Source organism: Streptomyces sp. NRRL S-340 (assembly GCF_000720185.1).
GTDB lineage: Bacteria > Actinomycetota > Actinomycetes > Streptomycetales > Streptomycetaceae > Streptomyces.
This window is the reverse complement of record NZ_JOIY01000033.1, coordinates 192,564-212,324: the sequence shown is the minus strand read 5'-3', so window position 1 is coordinate 212,324 and position 19,761 is coordinate 192,564. Positions and strand designations below refer to the sequence as shown.

General features: G+C 73.7%; 19 protein-coding genes and 1 pseudogene. 13 read left to right on the top strand and 7 right to left on the bottom strand.

Going from position 1 to position 19,761, the window contains the following annotated elements; all coding sequences use genetic code 11:
- Positions 1 to 13: 13 nt before the first annotated feature.
- Both IG64_RS25275 and IG64_RS25270 read left to right on the top strand, forming a co-directional pair.
- Positions 14 to 1,366, top strand: coding sequence for a hypothetical protein (locus tag IG64_RS25275; protein WP_037860191.1), 1,353 nt, complete (start codon positions 14 to 16; stop codon positions 1,364 to 1,366).
- A 215-nt stretch (positions 1,367 to 1,581) separates the two neighbouring features.
- Positions 1,582 to 2,163 (top strand): NUDIX hydrolase, encoded by a 582-nt coding sequence (locus tag IG64_RS25270; RefSeq protein ID WP_051813316.1) that lies wholly within the window; start codon positions 1,582 to 1,584, stop codon positions 2,161 to 2,163.
- Here the strand turns inward: IG64_RS25270 and IG64_RS25265 are convergent, their stop codons facing one another.
- Together IG64_RS25265 and IG64_RS25260 are read right to left on the bottom strand one after the other, a co-directional pair.
- Entirely contained in the window at positions 2,164 to 2,421 is a 258-nt protein-coding gene (locus IG64_RS25265; RefSeq protein WP_037860189.1) for a hypothetical protein, read from the bottom strand.
- 184 nt (positions 2,422 to 2,605) lie between these two features.
- The gene (locus tag IG64_RS25260; RefSeq protein ID WP_037860187.1) at positions 2,606 to 3,466 is read right to left on the bottom strand and encodes a 3-hydroxybutyryl-CoA dehydrogenase; all 861 of its coding nucleotides are present in this window, start codon (positions 3,464 to 3,466) and stop codon (positions 2,606 to 2,608) included.
- Positions 3,467 to 3,640: 174 nt separating this feature from the next.
- On the opposite strand from IG64_RS25260, the gene IG64_RS25255 reads away from it, so the two are divergent.
- Positions 3,641 to 4,996, top strand: a complete 1,356-nt coding sequence (locus IG64_RS25255) for a glycoside hydrolase family 10 protein (RefSeq protein WP_107474347.1) — start codon at positions 3,641 to 3,643, stop codon at positions 4,994 to 4,996.
- A 55-nt stretch (positions 4,997 to 5,051) separates the two neighbouring features.
- Here IG64_RS25255 and IG64_RS25250 read toward each other — a convergent pair whose 3' ends face one another.
- On the bottom strand, positions 5,052 to 5,258 hold the full coding sequence (locus tag IG64_RS25250; protein ID WP_037860183.1) for a DUF1918 domain-containing protein: 207 nt from the start codon (positions 5,256 to 5,258) through the stop codon (positions 5,052 to 5,054).
- Positions 5,259 to 5,380: 122 nt separating this feature from the next.
- The gene (locus IG64_RS25245; RefSeq protein WP_063758835.1) at positions 5,381 to 6,415 is read right to left on the bottom strand and encodes a DMT family transporter; all 1,035 of its coding nucleotides are present in this window, start codon (positions 6,413 to 6,415) and stop codon (positions 5,381 to 5,383) included.
- On the opposite strand from IG64_RS25245, the gene IG64_RS25240 reads away from it, so the two are divergent.
- Positions 6,414 to 7,859 carry a PLP-dependent aminotransferase family protein gene (locus tag IG64_RS25240; RefSeq protein WP_037860179.1) on the top strand — a complete coding sequence of 482 codons (1,446 nt, stop codon included), beginning with the start codon at positions 6,414 to 6,416 and terminating at the stop codon, positions 7,857 to 7,859. The genes IG64_RS25245 and IG64_RS25240 overlap by 2 nt on opposite strands.
- Positions 7,860 to 8,079: 220 nt before the next feature.
- A complete protein-coding gene (locus IG64_RS25235; RefSeq protein ID WP_037860177.1) occupies positions 8,080 to 8,517 on the top strand; it encodes a GNAT family N-acetyltransferase in 438 nt (145 codons plus the stop codon).
- A 52-nt stretch (positions 8,518 to 8,569) separates the two neighbouring features.
- On the opposite strand, the gene IG64_RS25230 is transcribed toward IG64_RS25235, so the two are convergent.
- Positions 8,570 to 9,022: a DUF6314 family protein gene (locus tag IG64_RS25230; protein ID WP_037860176.1), complete on the bottom strand. Its 453-nt coding sequence runs from the start codon at positions 9,020 to 9,022 to the stop codon at positions 8,570 to 8,572.
- A gap of 270 nt (positions 9,023 to 9,292) precedes the next feature.
- Between IG64_RS25230 and IG64_RS42900 the strand changes: the two are divergent.
- Positions 9,293 to 9,826 (top strand): annotated as a pseudogene (locus IG64_RS42900) (alpha-N-arabinofuranosidase); the annotation flags it as partial.
- A gap of 35 nt (positions 9,827 to 9,861) precedes the next feature.
- On the opposite strand, the gene IG64_RS25215 reads toward IG64_RS42900, so the two are convergent.
- Both IG64_RS25215 and IG64_RS25210 read right to left on the bottom strand, forming a co-directional pair.
- Positions 9,862 to 10,281: a carboxymuconolactone decarboxylase family protein gene (locus IG64_RS25215; RefSeq protein WP_037860170.1), complete on the bottom strand. Its 420-nt coding sequence runs from the start codon at positions 10,279 to 10,281 to the stop codon at positions 9,862 to 9,864.
- Positions 10,278 to 10,703: a MerR family transcriptional regulator gene (locus IG64_RS25210; protein WP_037860168.1), complete on the bottom strand. Its 426-nt coding sequence runs from the start codon at positions 10,701 to 10,703 to the stop codon at positions 10,278 to 10,280. Before IG64_RS25210 ends, IG64_RS25215 begins: the two co-directional genes overlap by 4 nt.
- 407 nt (positions 10,704 to 11,110) lie before the next feature.
- On the opposite strand from IG64_RS25210, the gene IG64_RS25205 reads away from it, so the two are divergent.
- From IG64_RS25205 to IG64_RS25175, 7 genes are read left to right on the top strand one after another with little or no spacing between them, the layout of a single operon-like run.
- Positions 11,111 to 14,080, top strand: a complete 2,970-nt coding sequence (locus tag IG64_RS25205) for a YfhO family protein (RefSeq protein ID WP_037860166.1) — start codon at positions 11,111 to 11,113, stop codon at positions 14,078 to 14,080.
- A gap of 23 nt (positions 14,081 to 14,103) precedes the next feature.
- Entirely contained in the window at positions 14,104 to 15,054 is a 951-nt protein-coding gene (locus IG64_RS25200; protein ID WP_037860164.1) for a glycosyltransferase family 2 protein, read from the top strand.
- The gene (locus tag IG64_RS25195; protein ID WP_037860163.1) at positions 15,054 to 15,440 is read left to right on the top strand and encodes a GtrA family protein; all 387 of its coding nucleotides are present in this window, start codon (positions 15,054 to 15,056) and stop codon (positions 15,438 to 15,440) included. Before IG64_RS25200 ends, IG64_RS25195 begins: the two co-directional genes overlap by 1 nt.
- 54 nt (positions 15,441 to 15,494) lie before the next feature.
- Positions 15,495 to 16,523 (top strand): N-acetyl-gamma-glutamyl-phosphate reductase, encoded by a 1,029-nt coding sequence (gene argC / locus IG64_RS25190; protein WP_037860161.1) that lies wholly within the window; start codon positions 15,495 to 15,497, stop codon positions 16,521 to 16,523.
- Positions 16,520 to 17,671 carry a bifunctional glutamate N-acetyltransferase/amino-acid acetyltransferase ArgJ gene (gene argJ / locus IG64_RS25185; RefSeq protein ID WP_037860158.1) on the top strand — a complete coding sequence of 384 codons (1,152 nt, stop codon included), beginning with the start codon at positions 16,520 to 16,522 and terminating at the stop codon, positions 17,669 to 17,671. Before argC ends, argJ begins: the two co-directional genes overlap by 4 nt.
- The gene (gene argB, locus IG64_RS25180; RefSeq protein ID WP_037860157.1) at positions 17,668 to 18,579 is read left to right on the top strand and encodes an acetylglutamate kinase; all 912 of its coding nucleotides are present in this window, start codon (positions 17,668 to 17,670) and stop codon (positions 18,577 to 18,579) included. Before argJ ends, argB begins: the two co-directional genes overlap by 4 nt.
- Positions 18,576 to 19,760, top strand: a complete 1,185-nt coding sequence (locus IG64_RS25175; protein WP_037860156.1) for an acetylornithine transaminase — start codon at positions 18,576 to 18,578, stop codon at positions 19,758 to 19,760. Before argB ends, IG64_RS25175 begins: the two co-directional genes overlap by 4 nt.
- The last annotated feature ends 1 nt before the right edge of the window (position 19,761 follow it).

Here is a 19,761-nt window from a genome sequence, read left to right as displayed (position 1 = left end):
CGGGGGGCCCGACATGCAGCCCAACACACTGCTCGACGCGATCCTGGACGAGGCGGGCATCTCGCACGCCGGTCTGGCCGCGCACGTCAACCAGGCGGGCCGGGCACGCGGCCTCGCCCTGCGCTACGAACACACCGCCGTCGCACGGTGGTTGAAGGGCCAGCGGCCCCGCGGCCAGGTGCCCGACCTGATCTGCGAGGTGCTGGCCGCCCGCCTGCACCGGCCCGTCACCCTCGACGACATCGGCCTGGGGGTGCCCGGCGAGCCGTCCGCCCCGCACGGCACCTCCCTGTCCGGCTTCGTCGAACGGGCCACCGCCCTGTGGCGCTCCGACGAGCAGCAGCGCCCGCACGTCCTGGGCGCGCCCGCCGTGACCGGCACCCCCGCGGTGATGCCGGTGTGGGAGTGGGAGAACCCGCCCGAGGACGTGGACGTCTCCCGGGGCGGCCGGCACCGGGTCACCCCGGCCGACATCGAGATGCTGCGCGCGGCCCGTACGCACTACGAGCAGATGTACCGCAAGGCCGGCGGGGTGGCGACCCGCAGCCGCGTCGTGGGCTTCCTCAACACCGAGGCGGCCCCGCTGCTGCGCGGCGGCTACACCGACGCCACCGGACGCCAGCTGCACCGGGCCACCGGCGGGCTGGTGGCGGTCGCGGGCATCTGCGCGTACGACTCCGACGCGCACGGGCTCGCCCAGCGCTACTTCCACCAGGCGCTGCGGCTCGCCAAGGCGAGCGGGGACCGGGGGCTGGGGGCGTACGTGATAGCGCTGCTGGTCAACCAGTCGCTGTTCATGCGGGAGTACCGGCAGGCCGTCGCCTTCGCCGAGGCGGCGCTGCGCACCGCCGGCCGGCACATCACCCCCGCGCTCGCCTCCGACCTGTTCGCGATGCAGGCGAAGGCGTACGCCCACCTCGGCGACGGCACGAGCGCGCTGTCCTGCATCCGGCGCGCCGAGCAGGCCGCCGAGCGCATCCGGCGCGGACACGAGCCCGACGAGACCGGCTACGTCCAGCCCGGTCTGGTCAACGTCCAGGTGGCGGAGGCGCTGCTCAGCCTCGGCGAGCTGGCGGCGGCCGAGGAGCACGCCGCGGCGGCGGTGGACACCCCCGCGCACGACCGCGGCCGGGTGCACCGGCTGGCCATGCTCAGCACCATCGAGCTGCGCCGGGGCAACGTGGACAAGGCCGTGGCCACGGCGGTGCGGATGACCGAGCAGGCCCGCGGGATGGAGTCGCAGCGGCTGCGGGACAGACTGCGGGCGGTGCGCGAGCACCTGGCGCGCAGCGGCTGCGCGGGTACGGCCGAGGCGGCCGAACTCATCGACGGGGCGCTGCGCGTACCGCTGTTCACGACCCGCTGACCCCTCGCGCCCGCCGCCTGGCCCCGCGCCCGCGACCCGGCCGCCGCGCCCGCGGCCTGCCCAGCGCGCCCAGGACCGGGCCCGCGGCCCGCAGCGTCCGCCCCCGTCGGCCGCTCTGCGCCCGCCGCTGCGCCGTGCGCGGCTCGCCGTGCGCCTGCCTCATGGACCGCCCCGGCTGCGATATTGCCACTGACCCGACGGAAGGTGGCAGAACCGTGCAGTGGACGAAACAGAGCGAACAGACTGTGTACGCAAACCGCTGGTTCACCGTCAATCTCGCGGACGTGGCGCTGCCGGACGGCCGGCACCTCGACCACTTCCTCATACGGCTGCGGCCCGTCGCCGTGGCCACGGTGGTGAATGACGCCAACGAGGTCCTGCTCCTGTGGCGCCACCGTTTCATCACCGACAGCTGGGGCTGGGAACTGGCCGCGGGCGTCGTCGAGGACGGCGAGGACATCGCGCACGCGGCGGCCCGGGAACTGGAGGAGGAGACCGGCTGGCGGCCGGGACGGCTGCACCACCTCATGAGCGTGGAGCCGTCCAACGGTCTCACCGACGCCCGGCACCACATCTACTGGGCGGACGAGGGCGAGTACGTCGGACACCCCGTGGACGACTTCGAGTCGGACCGCCGGGAATGGGTCCCCCTCAAGCTCGTACCCGACATGGTCGCCCGCGGTGAGGTCCCGGCCGCCAACATGGCGGCGGCCTTACTGCTCCTGCACCATCTCCGGCTCGGGCAGGACACCCCGCCCGCGCCCCGGGGCGGGCGGGACCTCCGCGACACGCCCTAGCTAGCGGCCCAGTGCCTGCCACACGGCCACGACGAGGGCGCCCACGGCCGCGAGCGCCGAGACGGCGGGCAGCGGCCAGCGGGAGTGTTCGACGGTGACGAGCCGCGCGCTCAGCTCGTCGAGTTCCTTCGCGGTCTCCTCGGTCCGGTGGTTCAGCAGCGCCAGTCCGCCCTCCACGCGGGCGTAGGCCACGTCCAGACGGCGTCGTAACTCTGCGAGTTCTCCGGGAACGGCGGGATGCTCGGGATCGGCGGTCACAGATCCGCTCCTTTCCGTAGTCGTCTCACATCCCTTGCATGTGCATGAGGAGTCAACTCGCCTGGTGGGCGCGGGGGGAGAGTGTGCGAACGGCATATGCGAGTCCGGTACGCACACGCCGTGTGAACGCCGCGGGCCCGGCACCATCCAGGTGCCGGGCCCGCGGGGGCGTCGCGCTGCGTGGTCAGCCGTAGGTGTAGAAGCCCGAGCCGCTCTTGCGGCCCAGCCGGCCGGCGTCGACCATGCGCTGGAGCAGCGGGGGAGCGGCGTACAGCGGCTCCTTGTACTCCTCGTACATCGAGTACGCGACCGAGGCGACCGTGTCCAGGCCGATGAGGTCGGACAGCTTCAGCGGGCCCATCGGGTGGGCGCAGCCCAGCTCCATGCCGTTGTCGATGTCCTCGCGGCTGGCGATGCCCGACTCGAACATCCGGATCGCCGAGAGCAGGTAGGGGATCAGCAGCGCGTTGACCACGAAGCCGGAGCGGTCCTGGGCGCGGATGGCGTGCTTGCCGAGCACCTTCTCGGTGAACAGCTGCGCCCGGCTCAGGGTGCCCTCGGAGGTGGTCAGCGCCGGGATCAGCTCGACCAGCTGCTGCACCGGGGCCGGGTTGAAGAAGTGGATGCCGATCACCTGGTCGGGGCGCGCGGTGGCGACGGCCAGCTTGACCAGCGGGATCGAGGAGGTGTTGGACGCCAGGATCGCGTCCGGCCGGGTCACCACCTGGTCGAGGACCTGGAAGATCTCCGTCTTGACCTGCTCGTTCTCCACCACGGCCTCGATCACCAGGTCGCGGTCGGCGAACTCGCCGAGGTCGGTGGTGAAAGTGAGCCGCGCCTGGGTGGCGTCCCGCTCCTCCTCGGTGATCTTGCCGCGCTCGGCCGCCTTGGCCAGGGAGTTGAACAGCCGGGTGCGGCCGATCTCCAGGGCCTCGCCGGTGGTCTCGGCGACCTTCACGTCCAGGCCGGCCCGGGCGCACACCTCGGCGATGCCCGCGCCCATCTGGCCGCAGCCCACCACTCCGACGCGTTCGATGTCGGTCACATCGTCCCTTTCGCTGCTGATCTACGGCTGTGGCAGGCGGCCCATGTGTGCGGTGCCTGCTCCGATCGAGCACGTTACCCCCGTCGTGACGCCGATCGCCCGGCCGGGTCGTGCATGCTGGCCCGGTGCACGATCCGTGACGGCGCGGATCCACGGCGTACTGGGGGTGCCCGGATGGGCCGAGTGACACGACGGGCGTTCACGGTGGCGGCCCTGTCGACCCTTGCGGTGACACCGGGCGCCACGGCGGCGCCCCAGCCCCCCGGCGTTCCTGCCGGGACGCGCGGCCGGGGGCCCCACGGCGGCGGATCGCCCGGTGACGGCGCGGGCGATGCCGGTTCACGCGGTGACGGAGCGCGCGGTGACGGAGCACGTGCCGACGGCGCGCGCGGTGACGGCGCCGCGACCGAGATGCGCGGCATGTGGCTGGCGACCGTGGCCAACCGCGACTGGCCCTCGCGGACCGGGCTGAGCGTGGCCAGACAGCGCGGCGAACTGACCGCGCTGCTCGACGCGGCGGTGCGCCGCCGCCTCAACACGGTGTTCTTCCAGGCGCGGCCCACCGCCGACGCGCTGTGGCCCTCGCCGTACGAGCCCTGGTCGCAGTTCCTCACCGGCACCCAGGGCAAGGACCCCGGCTGGGATCCGCTGGGCACCGCCGTCGAGGAGGCGCACGCCCGCGGGCTGAGGCTGCACGCGTGGTTCAACCCCTACCGCGTCGCCCTGCACGACGACCCGTCCCGGCTCGCCGCCTCGCACCCCGCGCGCAAGCACCCCGGCTGGGTGGTGCCGTACGGCGGGAAGCTCTACTACAACCCGGGCCTGCCCGAGGTCCGGGCCTTCGTGCAGGAGGCGATGCTCGACGCGGTGCGCCGGTACCCCGTCGACGGCGTCCACTTCGACGACTACTTCTACCCGTACCCGGTGGCCGGCCACTCCTTCGGCGACGACGCGGCCTTCGCCCGGCACGGCGGCGGCTTCTCGGGCCGGGCCGCCTGGCGGCGGGACAACATCGACCGCCTGGTCCGGGAGACGGCGGCGGGCATCGCGCGGGTCCGGCCCGGCACCCAGTTCGGGGTCAGTCCGTTCGGCGTGTGGCGCAACGCCTCGACCGACGCGCGCGGCTCCGACACCAGGGCGGGCGCCCAGTCCTACGACGACCTGTACGCGGACACCCGCACCTGGGTCCGCAAGGGCTGGATCGACTACATCGTGCCCCAGCTGTACTGGAACATCGGCCTGAGCGCCGCCGACTACGCGAAGCTGGTGCCCTGGTGGGCCGAGGTGGCGCGCGGCAGCCGGACCCGCCTCTACCTCGGGGAGGCGCTCTACAAGGCCGGGGACGCGAGCCAGGGCAAGGCGTGGCGCGACCCGGACGAGCTGTCCCGGCACCTCACGCTGGCGAAGAAGTACCCCCAAGTGCGCGGGCACGTCTTCTTCGCGGCCAAGGAGGTCGCGGCGGACCCGGCGGGCGCGATGGCACGGGTGGTCGCCGGCCACTACCGGCAGCCGGCGCGCCCCCCGCGCTGATCGTCCGGTATCCGCGGTACCCGGCACCGGCTGCGGAACCGGGTGCCGCGCCGGATCACCGGGGCTGTTGCCGTTCTTCCTGGTGATGACGGACCTGGCAGTCGGGGCCGGGTGACATCACGGCCTCGTGCCCGTCCGGGAAACGGACACGGTAGGGCGGGTTGCCCTCCGTACCCATCACTTCGACCACTTCACTGACCTGGTCGTGCTGGCCGACCACCCGGCCGTGCTGCACGAGCTTGTCGCCTTTGGCTGCGCGCATCTGCGGGGCCTCCTCACCATGCGGGGGAGCAGCGGTCCTCGGTTCCCGAGTCTACGGCGCGGAGCGCGGCCGGACCGGCGTGCGGCCGGAACCGGGTGTGCGGTCGGCGCCGGTGAGGCCGGTCAGCCGCGCGCCCGCTGGGTGACGGCGATGCAGACGAGCACGGCGGCGGCCGTCAGCGGGGCGGCCGGCGTCAGGCGCTCGCCGAGCAGCAGCACCGACCACACCAGTGTGAGCAGCGGCTGGGCCAGCTGCAACTGGCTGGCCCTGGGGATGCCCACCGCCGCCATGCCCCGGTACCAGAGGACGAGCCCGACGAACTGCGAGCCGACCGCGAGCCACAGCAGCCCGGCCACGCCGTGGACCCCCGGGTGCACCGGCTCGTACGCCAGCGCGACCGCCGTGAGCGGGACCGCGACGGGCAGGCACAGCACCAGCGCCCAGCCGATGACCTGCCAGCCCGGCATGAGGCGGGCCAGCCGGCCGCCCTCGGTGTAGCCGGCCGCACACACCAGCAGCGCGGCGAACAGAAAGCCGTCGGCGGCGGTCAGCGCGCCGCCGCTCTGCTGCACGGTGAAGGCGACCACGGCCCCCGCGCCCGCGAGTGCCGCCGCCCAGAACGTCCGCGACGGACGGGCGCCGACCCGCAGCGCCGACAGCAGCGCCGTGGTGAGGGGGAGCAGGCCGACCACGACCGCGGCGTGCGCGGTGGTCGAGGTGCGCAGGGCCAGCGTGGTGAGCAGCGGGAAGCCCAGGACCACCCCGGCGCCGACGACCGCGAGCGAGGGCCGGTGGCGGCGCGCGGGCGGGGGCACGCGCAGCGCCAGCAGGCAGCCGCCCGCGACGGCGGCGGCGAGCACGCTGCGCACGGCCACCAGCGACCAGGGGCCGAAGCCCCGAAGGCCCCACGCGGTGGCGGGAAAGGTGAGGGAGAAGGCGAGGACACCGGCGGCGGCCTGGAGGAGCCCGGACCGCGTCCGGCCGGAAACCGCGGCGGGCCCGGCGGGCCTGTCAGCCCTCGCGGGTCCGTCAGCTCCCGCGGGTGCGTCCGGAGCCGGTGCAGGCCCCGGAGCCTTCCCGGGCCCGTCCGGAGTTCCGGGTGCGGGGCTGTCGACCGCTATCGACTTTCGCGCAGTAGCGCTACTCTCTGCTTCCATGCATGAGCGTAGCAGTGTGGGGGAGTTGACCCAAGAACTCCGCAAGGAGCTGGAGCGCTACTCTCCCGGTGGAAAGCTGCCGTCCAGCCGGGCCCTGGTCGAGCGGTACCGGGTGAGCCCGGTGACCGTCTCCCGCGCCCTGGCGCACCTGGCGGCCGAGGGGCTCGTCGTCACGCGTCCCGGGGCCGGCGCCTTCCGGGCCGCGCCGCCGGCCTCCGCCCCCGCGGCCGGCGACACCTCCTGGCAGGCGGTCGCGCTCAGCGCGGACGGAGCCGCCGACCTCGTACCGCGCACGGTCGACGCCTGGGGTGTCACCGTCTCGCTCGCCGCGCCGCCGCCCGGGGTGGTGGAGTTCAGCGGCGGCTACCTGCACCCCTCGCTCCAGCCCGAGCGGGCCATGGCCGCCGCGCTCTCCCGCGCGGGCCGCCGCCCCGGCGCCTGGGGCAGGCCGCCGCTGGACGGGCTCCCCGAGCTGCGCGCGTGGTTCGCGCGGAGCATCGGCGGCCCCGGCGGGACGGTCACCGCCGCCGAGGTGCTGATCGCGGCGGGCGGTCAGTCGGCGCTCACCACGGCGCTGCGCGCGCTCGCCCCGCCCGGCGCCCCGGTGCTGGTCGAGTCACCGACCTACCCGGGGATGCTGGCCATCGCCCGCTCCGCCGGGCTGCGGCCGGTCCCGGTACCGGTCGACGCCGACGGAGTGCGGCCGCAGCTGCTGGCCGACGCGTTCCGGGCGAGCGGTGCGCGGGTCTTCGTCTGCCAGCCGCTGTTCCAGAACCCCACGGGTGCCGTGCTCGCACCGAGCCGGCGTGCCGAGGTGGTGCGGATCGCCCGGGAGGCCGGCGCGTTCGTGGTCGAGGACGACTTCGTGCGCCGGCTCGTGCACGAGGACGCCGGCCCCCTGCCGCCGCCGCTGGCCGCCGACGACCCGGACGGCGTCGTCGTGCACGTCGGTTCCCTGACCAAGGCGACCTCGCCCAGCTTCCGGGTGAGCGCGCTCGCCGCCCGCGGGCCGGTCCTGCAGCGGCTGCGTGCGATCCAGGTCGTCGACACCTTCTTCGTGCCCAGGCCGTTGCAGGAGGCGGCCCTGGAACTCGTCGGATCGCCCGCCTGGCCGCGGCATCTGCGGTCGCTGGCCGCCGAGTTGAAGGCCCGCAGGGACACCATGACGAGTGCGCTGCGGCTGCACCTGCCCGAACTGGCCCTCCCCCACGTCCCGTCCGGCGGCTACCACCTGTGGGTCCGCCTGCCGGACGGCACGGACGAGACCGTCTTCACGGCCGCCGCCCTGCGCGCGGGCGTCGCGCTCACCCCGGGCCGCCCGTACTTCAGCGCCGAGCCCCCGGCCGCGTACGCCCGGCTGAGCTTCGCCGCGGTCGGCGGCACCGCGGAGATCACGGAAGGCGTGCGCCGCCTGCGCACAGCCTGCGCCGAGTCCCTTCCCTGACGACCGTCCCGGCGCGCACGCCCCCCGGGCACGTCTGGTCCGGCGTGCCCGGCCTCCACGGGCGGCCGTCACGGGCCCGGCGTGCCCGGCCGGACGTGCTCGACCCCCACCCGGCTGGACGCGCCCGGCTGGACGCGCCCGGCCCACGGCGCCGCCGCGGCGGCCCGCGTCGGCGGGAAACCCGGTCGACACGGACCGTCCCGGCTGGCAGCCTCCCGGCATGGACGACATCCCGCGCCTGGCCGACGGCTACGAGATCTCCACCGACCGCGCCCGCATCGACGCCGCGCGCGTGCACCACTGGCTGTCGACGGACGCGTACTGGGCGCACGGCCGGGCGCGGGAGAAGCAGGACCGGGCCATCGACGGGTCGCTCAATTTCGGTGTGTTCGACACCGCCGGCGGTGAACAGGTCGCGTACGCCCGGGTGATCACCGACCTGACGACCTTCGCCTGGCTGTGCGATGTGTACGTCGACCGGACGGTCCGCGGCAAGGGCATCGGCACCGCGCTCGTCGTCGCCGTCCGCGAACACCTGCGGCCCCACGGACTGCGCCGGATCCTGCTGGCCACGCACGACGCGCACGGCGTCTACGAGAAGCTGGGCTTCCGGCCGCTGGAGCGCCCCGGCCAGTGGATGGCGCTCGTCTTCGAGTGAGACGGGGGCTCGGCTCCTCCGCCGGGGCGGGATTCCCTGACGAGGGACGGGCTCAGCTCTCGCGCGGGCAGCGCGTGTAGTCGGTGGTGAGCACCAGGTCCTTCGCCGGGCCGCCCACCCGCCACACCGTCCGCCAGTGGTCCGCGTCCCGGACGGTGAACTCGCCGCGGTAGAGGTCCGCCGAGCAGGGGTGGTCGGCGATGTGCCGGCCCGAGGTCAGGTCCAGGTCGTGGAAGGGCCGCCCGTCCGCGAACCGCACGTCCGCCCCGCCCGGCGAGGTGCCCGGCAGGAACCGCAGGGTGCGCTCGGCGGGACGGCCCACGCCCCGCCAGACGAACGTGCCCGACTCGTGGTGCAGCAGCCCGCCGCCGTCCAGCGGAGCGAAGTCGGTCACGCCCGTGAAGACGCCTTCGTCGCCGCTGGCCAGGTCCCGCACCGACCGCTCGGCCCGCCACCGCCCGGCCAGGTAGGCCAGCGTGTCCGGCACCGGCCAGTACTCGCCCATCGTGTTCCGCCCTCCGCTCGCGTGCCGCCGGGTGCGGGGCCCGGCCGGTCCTGCCCGCGCCGGCCGGCCCTCAGCAGGCCGACGACAGGACCCCGTCGGCCCCATTGACGGGCTCTCGCCCCTGCCTATCTTGCCGTTCGAAGTGCTGACCATTGGCCGATATTTCGAACGATCAACTGAGCCGCGGGCCGTGGAGTGTCCATCTCACGCACCGTCCGCACCCGCTGGAGACTCGGTCTCACGGCGAGCGCCCTCCTGGTGGCCGCCGCCACCGTCGCCCTCCAGGACGCCTCCGGACCCCTCGCCACCGCGCGCCGGGTGGCCGTGCGCGGCGGCTGGGCCCGGTACCGGGCCGCCTTCACCGCGACCCGCACCAGTACCACCGGCCGCCTCACCGTCGCCTCCTCGGGCGCCGCCGCCCTCGACATGGTCTCGCTCTTCCCGCGCGACACCTAGCGGCACGAGCCCAACGGCCTGCGCAAGGACCTCGCCGAGAGGGTCGCCGCCCTGCACCCGGGCTTCGTCCGCTTCCCCGGCGGCTGCCTGGTCAACACCGGCTCCATGCAGGACTACAGCGAGGTCTCCGGCTGGCAGCGCAAGCGCTCCTACCAGTGGAAGGACACCGTAGGCCCGGTCGAGCAGCGGGCGGTGAACGCCGACTTCCGGGGCTACAACCGGAGTTACGGACTCGGCTACTACGAGTACTTCCGTTTCGCCGAGGACGTCGGCGCCATGCCCCTGCCCGTCGTCCCCGCCCTGGTCACCGGCTGCGGCCAGAACCGGGCCGTCGACGACGAAGCCCTCAGGATCAGGCAGAAGTAGCCGGCCGGGCCGGACCCCTACGCCGTGGGCTGCTGTCCGAGCGGCAGCAGCCCACGCTCGGCGAAGACCTTCTTGGCCACGAAGGTGGCGTTCAGGGCCTTCGGGAAACCGCAGTACCCGGCCGCGTGCAGCATCGCCTCGACGATCTGCTCGGGCGTCAGACCGACGTTGAGGGCCGCGTTCACGTGCACCTCCAGCTGGGGCTCGCAGCCGCCGAGCGCGGTCAGCATCCCCAGGGTCACCAGCTGGCGGTCGCGCGGGACGAGCTGGGGGCGCGCGTAGATCTCGCCGAAGCCCCAGGAGACGACCTGGTGCCCCAGCTCGGGGCTGATGTCGGCGAGCGAGTCGATGACCCGCTGCCCGCCCTCGCCGTCCACGCTCCGCAGGACCTCCAGGCCGCGGGCGAAGCGCTCTTCACGGGTGGTGCTCTCGCTCATGTCGGGTCGTCCGTCCCCGTCCGCTGCTCGTGCAGCAGTCGTTCGTAGTGATCGATCTTCTCGTCCAGCGCGCCCGCGCTGCGGCGCAGCGCCCGCATCCGCGCGGCCAGCTCGGCCCGGTGCTCCCGGAGCATCGTCAGCCGGTCGCCGACCGTCGCCTCGCCCTGGGCCCGCAGCCGGGCGAAGCGCTGCATGTCGGCGATCGACATGCCCGTCTCGCGCAGCCGCAGCAGGAACTCAAGCCAGGCCAGGTCCGCCGCCTCGTAACGCCGCTGGTTGCCGGTGGTGCGGCCGACCCGTTCGATCAGGCCGGCCCGCTCGTAGTAGCGCAGGGTGTCGTGCGTGAGGCCGGTGCGCTCGGCGACCTCGGCGATGGTCAGAGTCGTTCCCCGGCCTCGCGGTCGGGGCTGTCCACTGGTCATGGGAAGACCGTAGAACCTGGAGTGCGCTCCAGGTCAAGAGCGGCCCCCCGGCACCTCCCGCCCCCTCGGCCCTGCGAGCCGCACGCCACCCCCGTGAGCCGCCGCGTGAGCCACCCCGTGGGCCGCGGCCCGCCCCTCCGTGGGCCGTGGCGTCACCGCCCCGACACCCGGCGGCAATTCAATTAACCGCCGGATCATTTACGCGACGGTTCGAGTTTCCCTGACGGAAACAGGGTGCCGGAGAATACTGCTGCGCATTCGAATTCGCGGCACCAATTCTGGGCGACGGCAACGGCCAACGGGAACTCCGGCCGTCCAGGCCGGCGAATCAGCAACGCGCGGGGAGTGATCTCCCCTCCCCCCGACGAGACGCCGTACGTCCCGAATTCCCTGGGAGCCTGCCGAGAATGGATCGCCCAAGCCTGCCGAGGACCGTTTTCGGAGCCGCGCGGCGACGAGCGGACGGGGGCGCCGGCGCCCCGGACGGCGGCCCGCCCGCCCCGCCCTGGTGGCGGCGGCCGGGGCAGTCGGCCGCCCTGCTGGCCGCGCTGCTCACCGCCACCGCCTTCTGCGCCGCCGACGCCGTGGCCGGCAGCTACCCCTTCGGCCCCCGCACCCGCAGCGTCAACGACCTGGGCAACCAGTACGTGCCCTTCCACGCCCACCTGTGGGACCTGCTCCACGGGCGCGCCGACGGCGGCCTCCTCGTCAACTGGCAGTCCGGCTACGGATCCAGCTTCCTGCCCGACCTCGGGACCTACCTCAGCAGCCCCTTCGCCCTGCTGGTCGCCCTCTTCCCGCGGGACGAGATCGACCTCGCGGTCTACGCCGTGACCGTACTGAAGACCGCGTCGGCCGGCGCCGCCATGGCCTGGCTGCTGCTGCGCCTGCGCCCCGGCCGCTGGTGGGCGGCGGGACTGCTCGGCTCCGCCTACGCCCTGTGCGGATGGTCCCTCGCGGACGCCTCGTACAACCCCATGTGGCTGGACGGCCTCGTCGCGCTGCCCCTGCTGTGCCTCGTCGGCGAATGGGCGCTCACCGGACGGCGCCCGCTGCTGGGTGTGGTGATCGTGGCGCTCGCCTGGACCGCCAACTTCTACACCGCCTACATGGCCACGCTCGGTGCCGCACTGGTGCTGCTGCTGCGGCTCTGGCTGGGCCGCCTGCCGCGCCGGCGCGCCCTGGCCGCCGCCGGGCGGGCCACGGTCACCGTCGTCCTCGGCGTGGGACTGGCCGCACCGCTGGTGACGGTGATCTACCTCGGTACCAAGCACGCCTATCCGGGCCGGGTCACGCACTTCACGCCGGTGCCCACCGAGGACCTGCTGGCCCGCCTGCTGCCCACCACCTACGGCTTCGGCAGCCCCGCCCTCTTCGTGGGCACCACGGCCCTGCTGCTCGCCCTCGCGCTGCCCTTCCACCGGGGAGCCCCGAAGCGGGTGCGCGCCGGATGGCCCCTGCTGGTGGCCGCCGTGACGCTGTCCCTGCAGTGGACGCCCACCCACCTGGCCTGGCACGCCTTCGCCACCCCGAACGGCAGCCCGTACCGCCAGGCCTTCGTGCTGTGCGCGCTGCTGGTGACCGCCGCCTGGTACGCCCTCTCGTACGGCACCCCGGGCCCGCGCGCGCTCGGCGCGGCGGGCGCCCTGCTCGCCGTGATCGCCGCCGCCGCGAGCGGCAGCGGCCTGGTGCGCTCCTTCGCCTGGCCGGTGCTGCTCCTGGCCGCCGCGGCCGCCGTCGGCGGCCTGCTCCTCCTCGGCCGCGCGGAGCGCGGGGAGACGAGGGGGGCCGGGGAGCCGGCAGGGGACGCGGTGCCCGTGGCCGCCCCCGGGGAACCGGTCCGGCCGGCGGACGAGGACGCGCGGCCCGCCGCCGGCGACGCACGGCCGTCCCCCGACGCCTCGAGCCCGCCGACCGCCGGCGCGCACCCGGCAGGTGTCCCGCGCCCTCGGCCCGCCGCCGCCGGACGGCGCCGTGCCGGTCTGCTCGGTCTTGCGGCCCTGCTGCTCGTCGGGGCCCAGCTGGGCGAGGCCACCGCCACCTCCGCCGTCGCGACCCGGCTGCGGCTGGCCCACCTGGACGACTACGCGCCCTGGGGAGGCCGGCAGCAGCGGCAGGCGGACGCCATAGCGAGGGCCGAGGACTGGCCCCGCTACCGCACCGACCCGGGCCGTGAGCAGACCGTGGGCAACGACCCGATGATGGTGGGCGGCCAGGGCGCCCAGTACTACAGCAGCCTCACCGCCGACGTCCTCAGCCGCATGCTCACCGCCCTTGGCGACGGCTGGACCTCCCGCGGCCGGAACGTGCAGAGCCTGGACAACGCCGTCACGGACGCGATCTTCTCCGTGGGCGCCCGCGTGCACTCCCCGCCGGACCAGCACCAGCACTGGAACCCGCGCGACCGCAGTCCGCTGACCGTGTCCCGCCAGGACGTGCCCGCGCTGGTGACCGTACGCCCGTACGGCGCCGCCGCGCCCGGCACGGCCGGCGTCTCCGCCCTCGGTCCGTCGCCGTACCGCAACCAGGAGCTGGTGCTCGGGGCCCGCGTCTACACCGTGCCGTCCCTCACCGTGCGCACCTGGGGCGGGGAGCGGCCGGAGCGCGACGGCGACGCGGCCCGTCCCGGCCTGCGCATCGGCACCGCCCGCCGCACCGCCGGGCAGGGCCCCGCGCGCAAGCCGTCGATCACCGCCCGGTGCCCGGCCGGCAGCGAGGTCTACCTGTGGGCGCCGCACTTCTCCGGCACCGCCCGCCTGACCGCCACCCCGGCGGGCGGCACCGGAGCGGGCGGCACCGGAGCGGGCGGCGCCGCCTACGGTCCGACCGGGCGGTTCACCTCCGACGCCGCCAAGATCGCCGCCATGCAGCGGCTCGGCCGGGTCCCGGCCTCCGGGCTGCTGCGGATCGAGCTGGCCCCGACCAGGGCCGGGACCGTCCCGGACGGCGCCGTCGGCTGCCTGGACACCGCCCGGCTGCACACCGCCGTCGAGCACCTCAAGGCCACCGGCGCGAGCGAGGTGACCGTCTCGGACGGCACGCTGCACGCCCGCCTCCCGGCCGGCAGCACCGGCACCGCCGTCGTCGCCGCGCCCCGGATCGCCGGCTGGCGGTGTGCGGCGGGCGGCGGTCCCGAGACCCCGGCCGAGCAGTACTACGGCCTGATCGCCGTCCCCCTGGACGGCTCCGCGACCGGCGTCACCTGCACCTTCCACCCGCCGGGCCTGCGCCTGGGCACCGCCGCGGGCGGTGCCTCGCTCCTGGTCCTGGCCCTGCTCGGCGTCCTCGGCGCCGTCCGCCGCCGGCGGGCCGCCGACCGTCCCGCCCCGCACCGCACACCCACACGCCCGCGCGAGCGCACGCCCAGCGCTCTCTGACCGCGCCCCCCGGGGAGAGAACCATGCTCATCTCGATCGTCGCCCCCTGCTACAACGAGGAAGACGTCGTCGAACGCTTCCACGAAGCCGTCCAGAAGGTCGCCGAGGACCTGCTGCCGCTCGGCCACGACATGGAGTTCGTGTACGTCGACGACGGCAGCCGCGACCGGACGCTCACGCTGCTCCAGTCACTGGCCGCCGCCGACGCGCGGGTGCGCTACGTTTCCTTCAGCCGCAACTTCGGCAAGGAGGCCGCCCTGCTCGCCGGCCTGCGCCACGCCTCGGGGGACTCCGTGGTCGTCATGGACGCCGATCTCCAGCACCCGCCGGAGCTGATCCGGCGCATGGTCGAGCTGCGCGACCAGGGCTACGACCAGGTGCTGGCCCGCCGCAGCCGCAATGGCGACCGCCTCACCCGCACCCTCACCGCCCGCCTGTACTACCGCCTCGTCAACCGTCTGGTCGACGTGGAACTCAAGGACGGCGTGGGCGACTTCCGGCTGCTGTCGCGGCGGGTGGTCGACGCGGTGCTGGGGCTGACCGAGTACAACCGCTTCTCCAAGGGCCTGTTCGCCTGGGTGGGCTTCCCCACCACCACCTTCGAGTACGAGAACGCCGTCCGCGAGCACGGCAGCAGCTCCTGGACCCTGAAGTCCCTGCTGAACTACGGTCTCGACGGACTGCTCTCGTTCAACAACCGGCCGCTGCGCGCCGCACTCCACCTGGGCATGTGGCTGCTGCTGTGCGCCGGGGTGTACACGGCGTGGATCGTGGGGGCCGCGCTCGTCAACGGCGTGCAGACCCCCGGCTATGTCACGATCATCACGGCCGTCACCGCGCTCGCCGGCGTGCAGATGGTCATGCTCGGTGTCATCGGGGAGTACACCGGCCGGATCTACTACGAGGTGAAGGGACGCCCGCACTTCCTGGTGAAGGAGAGCAATGTGGAGCGAACGAAGGATCTCATTCCCTGATGCGTAACCCGATGACGAGGCAGATCGTCACCTTCGCCGTGGTCGGCGTTCTCAATACGGCGACGTACTACGTTCTTTACCTGTTGTTCCTCACGCGTTTGCCGTATCTCCTCGCGCATGTGCTCGCCTTCTTCCTCAGCATGATCGGCTCTTTCTTCCTGAACGCGCGTTTCACCTACCGGACCCGGCCGACCTGGCGGAAATTCCTGCTGTTCCCGCTGACGAACGCGGCCAATTTCCTGATCACCACGGCGGGTGTCTACCTCATCGTCGACGTGCTGCACGCGGGGAGCCGGTTCGCGCCGCTGCTCGCGTCCGCGGCGGCGATCCCGGTGACCTTCGTCGTCTCCCGCTGGATCATGCTGCCCAAGGCGGACCTCGCCTAGGATTGCATAAACGTGCATCCATACGTATAGTCATGCCATCGAGGAGGAGGGCTCATGGCTGTACGTGTGGCGATCGCCGGTGCCAGCGGATACGCGGGCGGAGAGGCGCTGCGTCTGCTGCTGGCGCACCCCGAGGTCGAGATCGGTGCCCTGACCGGCAACTCCAACGCCGGTCAGCGGCTCGGCGCGCTCCAGCCGCACCTGCTGCCGCTGGCCGGCCGGGTGCTCGCCGAGACCACGCCCGAGGTGCTCGCCGGGCACGACGTCGTCTTCCTCGCGCTGCCGCACGGCCAGTCCGCGGCCGTCGCCGAGCAGCTCGGCCCCGATGTCCTCGTCATCGACATGGGCGCCGACTTCCGGCTGAAGGACCCGGCCGACTGGGAGCGGTTCTACGGCTCCCCGCACGCCGGCACCTGGCCCTACGGCCTGCCCGAACTTCCGGGTGGCCGCGCCGCGCTGGAGGGGGCCAGGCGCATCGCGGTGCCCGGTTGCTACCCGACCGCCGTCTCCCTCGCCCTGGTCCCCGCCTACGCGGCCGCGCTCGTCGAGAACGAGGCGGTCGTCGTCGCCGCCTCCGGCACCTCCGGCGCGGGCAAGGCGGCCAAGCCGCACCTGCTGGGCTCCGAGGTCATGGGCTCCATGTCCCCGTACGGCGTCGGCGGCGGCCACCGGCACACCCCCGAGATGATGCAGAACCTCCGCGCGGCGGCGGGCGAGCCGGTCACCGTCTCCTTCACGCCCACCCTCGCCCCGATGCCCCGCGGCATCCTCGCCACCTGCAGCGCCAGGGCCCGCGCGGGTGTCGGCGCCGAGGCCGTCCGTGCCGCCTACGAGAAGGCGTACGCCGACGAGCCCTTCGTCCACCTGCTGCCCGAGGGGCAGTGGCCCGCCACCGCCGCCGTGTACGGCTCCAACGCCGTCCAGCTCCAGGTGGCGTACGACCCCGCCGCGCACCGCGTCATCGTGATCAGCGCCATCGACAACCTGACCAAGGGCACCGCGGGCGGTGCCGTGCAGAGCATGAACATCGCCCTCGGACTCGACGAGACCACCGGGCTTACGACGATCGGAGTCGCACCGTGAGCGTCACGGCAGCCAAGGGATTCCAGGCGGCGGGCATCGCCGCCGGGATCAAGGAGAACGGCAACCCCGACCTGGCCCTCGTGGTCAACACCGGGCCCCGCCGCGCCGCCGCGGGCGTCTTCACCTCCAATCGCGTCAAGGCCGCCCCGGTGCAGTGGTCCGAGCAGGTCCTGAAGACCGGCCGGGTCTCCGCCGTCGTCCTCAACTCCGGCGGCGCCAACGCCTGCACCGGCCCCAAGGGCTTCCAGGACACCCACGCCACCGCCGAGAAGGCCGCCGAGGTGCTCGGGGTCGGCGCCGTCGAGGTCGCCGTCTGCTCCACCGGCCTGATCGGCGTGCTGCTGCCGATGGACAAGCTGCTGCCGGGCGTCGAGACGGCCGCGGCGGCCCTGAGCGAGCACGGCGGGGAGAAGGCCGCCATCGCCATCAAGACCACCGACACCGTCCACAAGACCTCGGTCGTCACCGGGGACGGCTGGACCGTCGGCGGCATGGCCAAGGGGGCGGGCATGCTCGCCCCGGGCCTGGCCACCATGCTCGTCGTCCTCACCACGGACGCCGACCTGGAGGCCGACGCCCTGGACGAGGCGCTGCGCGCGGCCACCAGGGTCACCTTCGACCGCGTCGACTCCGACGGCTGCATGTCCACCAACGACACCGTGCTGCTGCTCGCCTCGGGTGCCTCCGGGGTGACGCCCGGCCGGGAGGAGTTCGCCGAGGCCGTACGGCAGGTCTGCGCCGACCTCGGCCGCCAGCTCATCGGGGACGCCGAGGGCGCCAGCAAGGACATCCAGGTCGAGGTGGTGGGCGCGGCGACCGAGGCCGACGCCGTCGAGGTGGGCCGCTCCATCGCCCGCAACAACCTCCTCAAGTGCGCCATCCACGGCGAGGACCCCAACTGGGGCCGCGTCCTGTCCGCGATCGGGACCACCGGGGCCGCCTTCGAGCCGGACCGGCTGAACGTCGCCATCAACGGCGTCTGGGTCTGCAAGAACGGCTCGGTCGGCGAGGACCGCGAGAAGGTCGACATGCGCTACCGCGAGGTGCACATCGTCGCCGACCTCGCCGCCGGCTCCGAGACCGCCACGATCTGGACCAACGACCTCACCGCCGACTACGTCCACGAGAACAGCGCGTACTCCTCATGACCACGACGCGGAAACACACGGCACTGCCCAAGGCCAAGATCCTCATCGAGGCCCTGCCCTGGCTCACCCGCCACCACGGCAGGACCGTCGTCATCAAGTTCGGCGGCAACGCCATGGTCGACGAGGAACTGAAGGCCGCCTTCGCCCAGGACGTCGTCTTCCTGCGGCACGCCGGACTCAAACCGGTCGTCGTGCACGGCGGCGGCCCGCAGATCAGCGCCGCCCTCGACAAGCACGGCATCGTCAGCGAGTTCAAGGCGGGCCTGCGCGTCACCACCGAGGAGGCCATGGACGTCGTACGGATGGTGCTGGCCGGGCAGGTGCAGCGCGAACTGGTCGGGCTGCTCAACCAGCACGGCCCGTTCGCCGTCGGCCTCACCGGCGAGGACGCGCACACCATCACCGCCATCAGGCACACCCCCGAGATCGACGGCGAGCCGGTCGACATCGGGCGCGTCGGCGAGATCACCGCGATCGACACCGGCGCGATCGAGGCCCTGCTCGCCGACGGCCGCATCCCGGTCGTCTCCTCGATCGCCCGCTCCCAGGACGACAGTGACAAGGGGCATGTCTACAACGTCAATGCTGATACGGCGGCTGCGGCACTCGCTGCGGCACTGGGCGCCGAGACCCTCATGGTCCTCACCGACGTCGAAGGCCTCTACGAGGACTGGCCGAACTCCGACGAGGTGATCAGCCGCCTCACCGCGAGCCAGCTGGAGAAGCTGCTGCCGGACCTGTCCTCGGGCATGGTGCCGAAGATGCAGGGCTGCCTGCACGCCGTGCGCGGCGGGGTGAACACCGCCCGCGTCATCGACGGCCGGGTCCAGCACTCGATCCTGCTGGAGATCTTCACCGACGAAGGCATCGGCACGATGGTCGTGCCGGACGAAGAGGGGGAGTCGTGAGCAACGCGGAGCTGACCGCCCGGTGGCAGGGCGCGCTGATGAACAACTACGGCACACCGCGCCTGCCCCTGGTCCGCGGCGAGGGCACGAGGCTCTGGGACGCCGACGGCAAGCAGTACCTCGACTTCGTCGGCGGCATCGCGGTCAACGCCCTCGGCCACGCCCACCCGGCGGTCGTCGAGGCCGTCAGCCGGCAGATCGCCTCCCTGGGCCACGTCTCCAACCTGTTCGTCGCCGAACCGCCGGTCGCCCTCGCCGAACGGCTGCTCCAGCACTTCGGCCGCGACGGCAGGGTGTTCTTCTGCAACTCCGGCGCCGAGGCCAACGAGGGCGCCTTCAAGATCGGACGGCTCACCGGGCGCACCCACATGGTCGCCACGCAGGGCGGCTTCCACGGCCGCACCATGGGCGCCCTGGCCCTGACCGGCCAGCCCGGCAAGCAGGAGCCCTTCCGCCCGCTGCCCGGCGACGTCACGCACGTGCCGTACGGCGACGCGCAAGCGCTGGCCGCCGCCGTCACCGAGGACACCGCCCTGGTCGTCATCGAGCCGATCCAGGGCGAGAACGGCGTCGTCGTACCGCCGGCCGGCTATCTGAAGGCGGCCCGCGCGATCACCGCCGCGACCGGCGCGCTGCTCGTCCTGGACGAGGTGCAGACCGGCATCGGCCGCACCGGGCACTGGTTCGAGTACCAGGCCCACGACGGCGTCCTGCCCGACGTCGTCACCCTCGCCAAGGGCCTCGGCGGCGGACTTCCGCTGGGTGCGACGGTCGCGTTCGGCCGCGCCGCCGACCTGCTCGGGCCCGGGCAGCACGGCACCACCTTCGGCGGCAACCCGGTCGCCTGCGCCGCCGGACTCGCGGTCCTGGACACCATCGCGGGCGAGGGGCTGCTGGAGAACGTCAAACGGCAGGGTGAACGGCTGCGCGAGGGGATCGAGGCCCTGGGCCACCCGCTGGTCGACCACGTCCGGGGCGCGGGGCTGCTCCTGGGTATCGTGCTCACCGGGCCGCACGCGCCACAGGTGCAACAGGCGGCCCAGGAGGCCGGCTTCCTCGTGAACGCGCCCGCTCCCGACGTCGTCCGGCTGATGCCGCCGCTGAACCTCGGCGACGACGACGTGGACGCGTTCCTCGGGGCACTGCCGGGCGTCCTGGACGGGGCCGACGGGGAGGGATGAT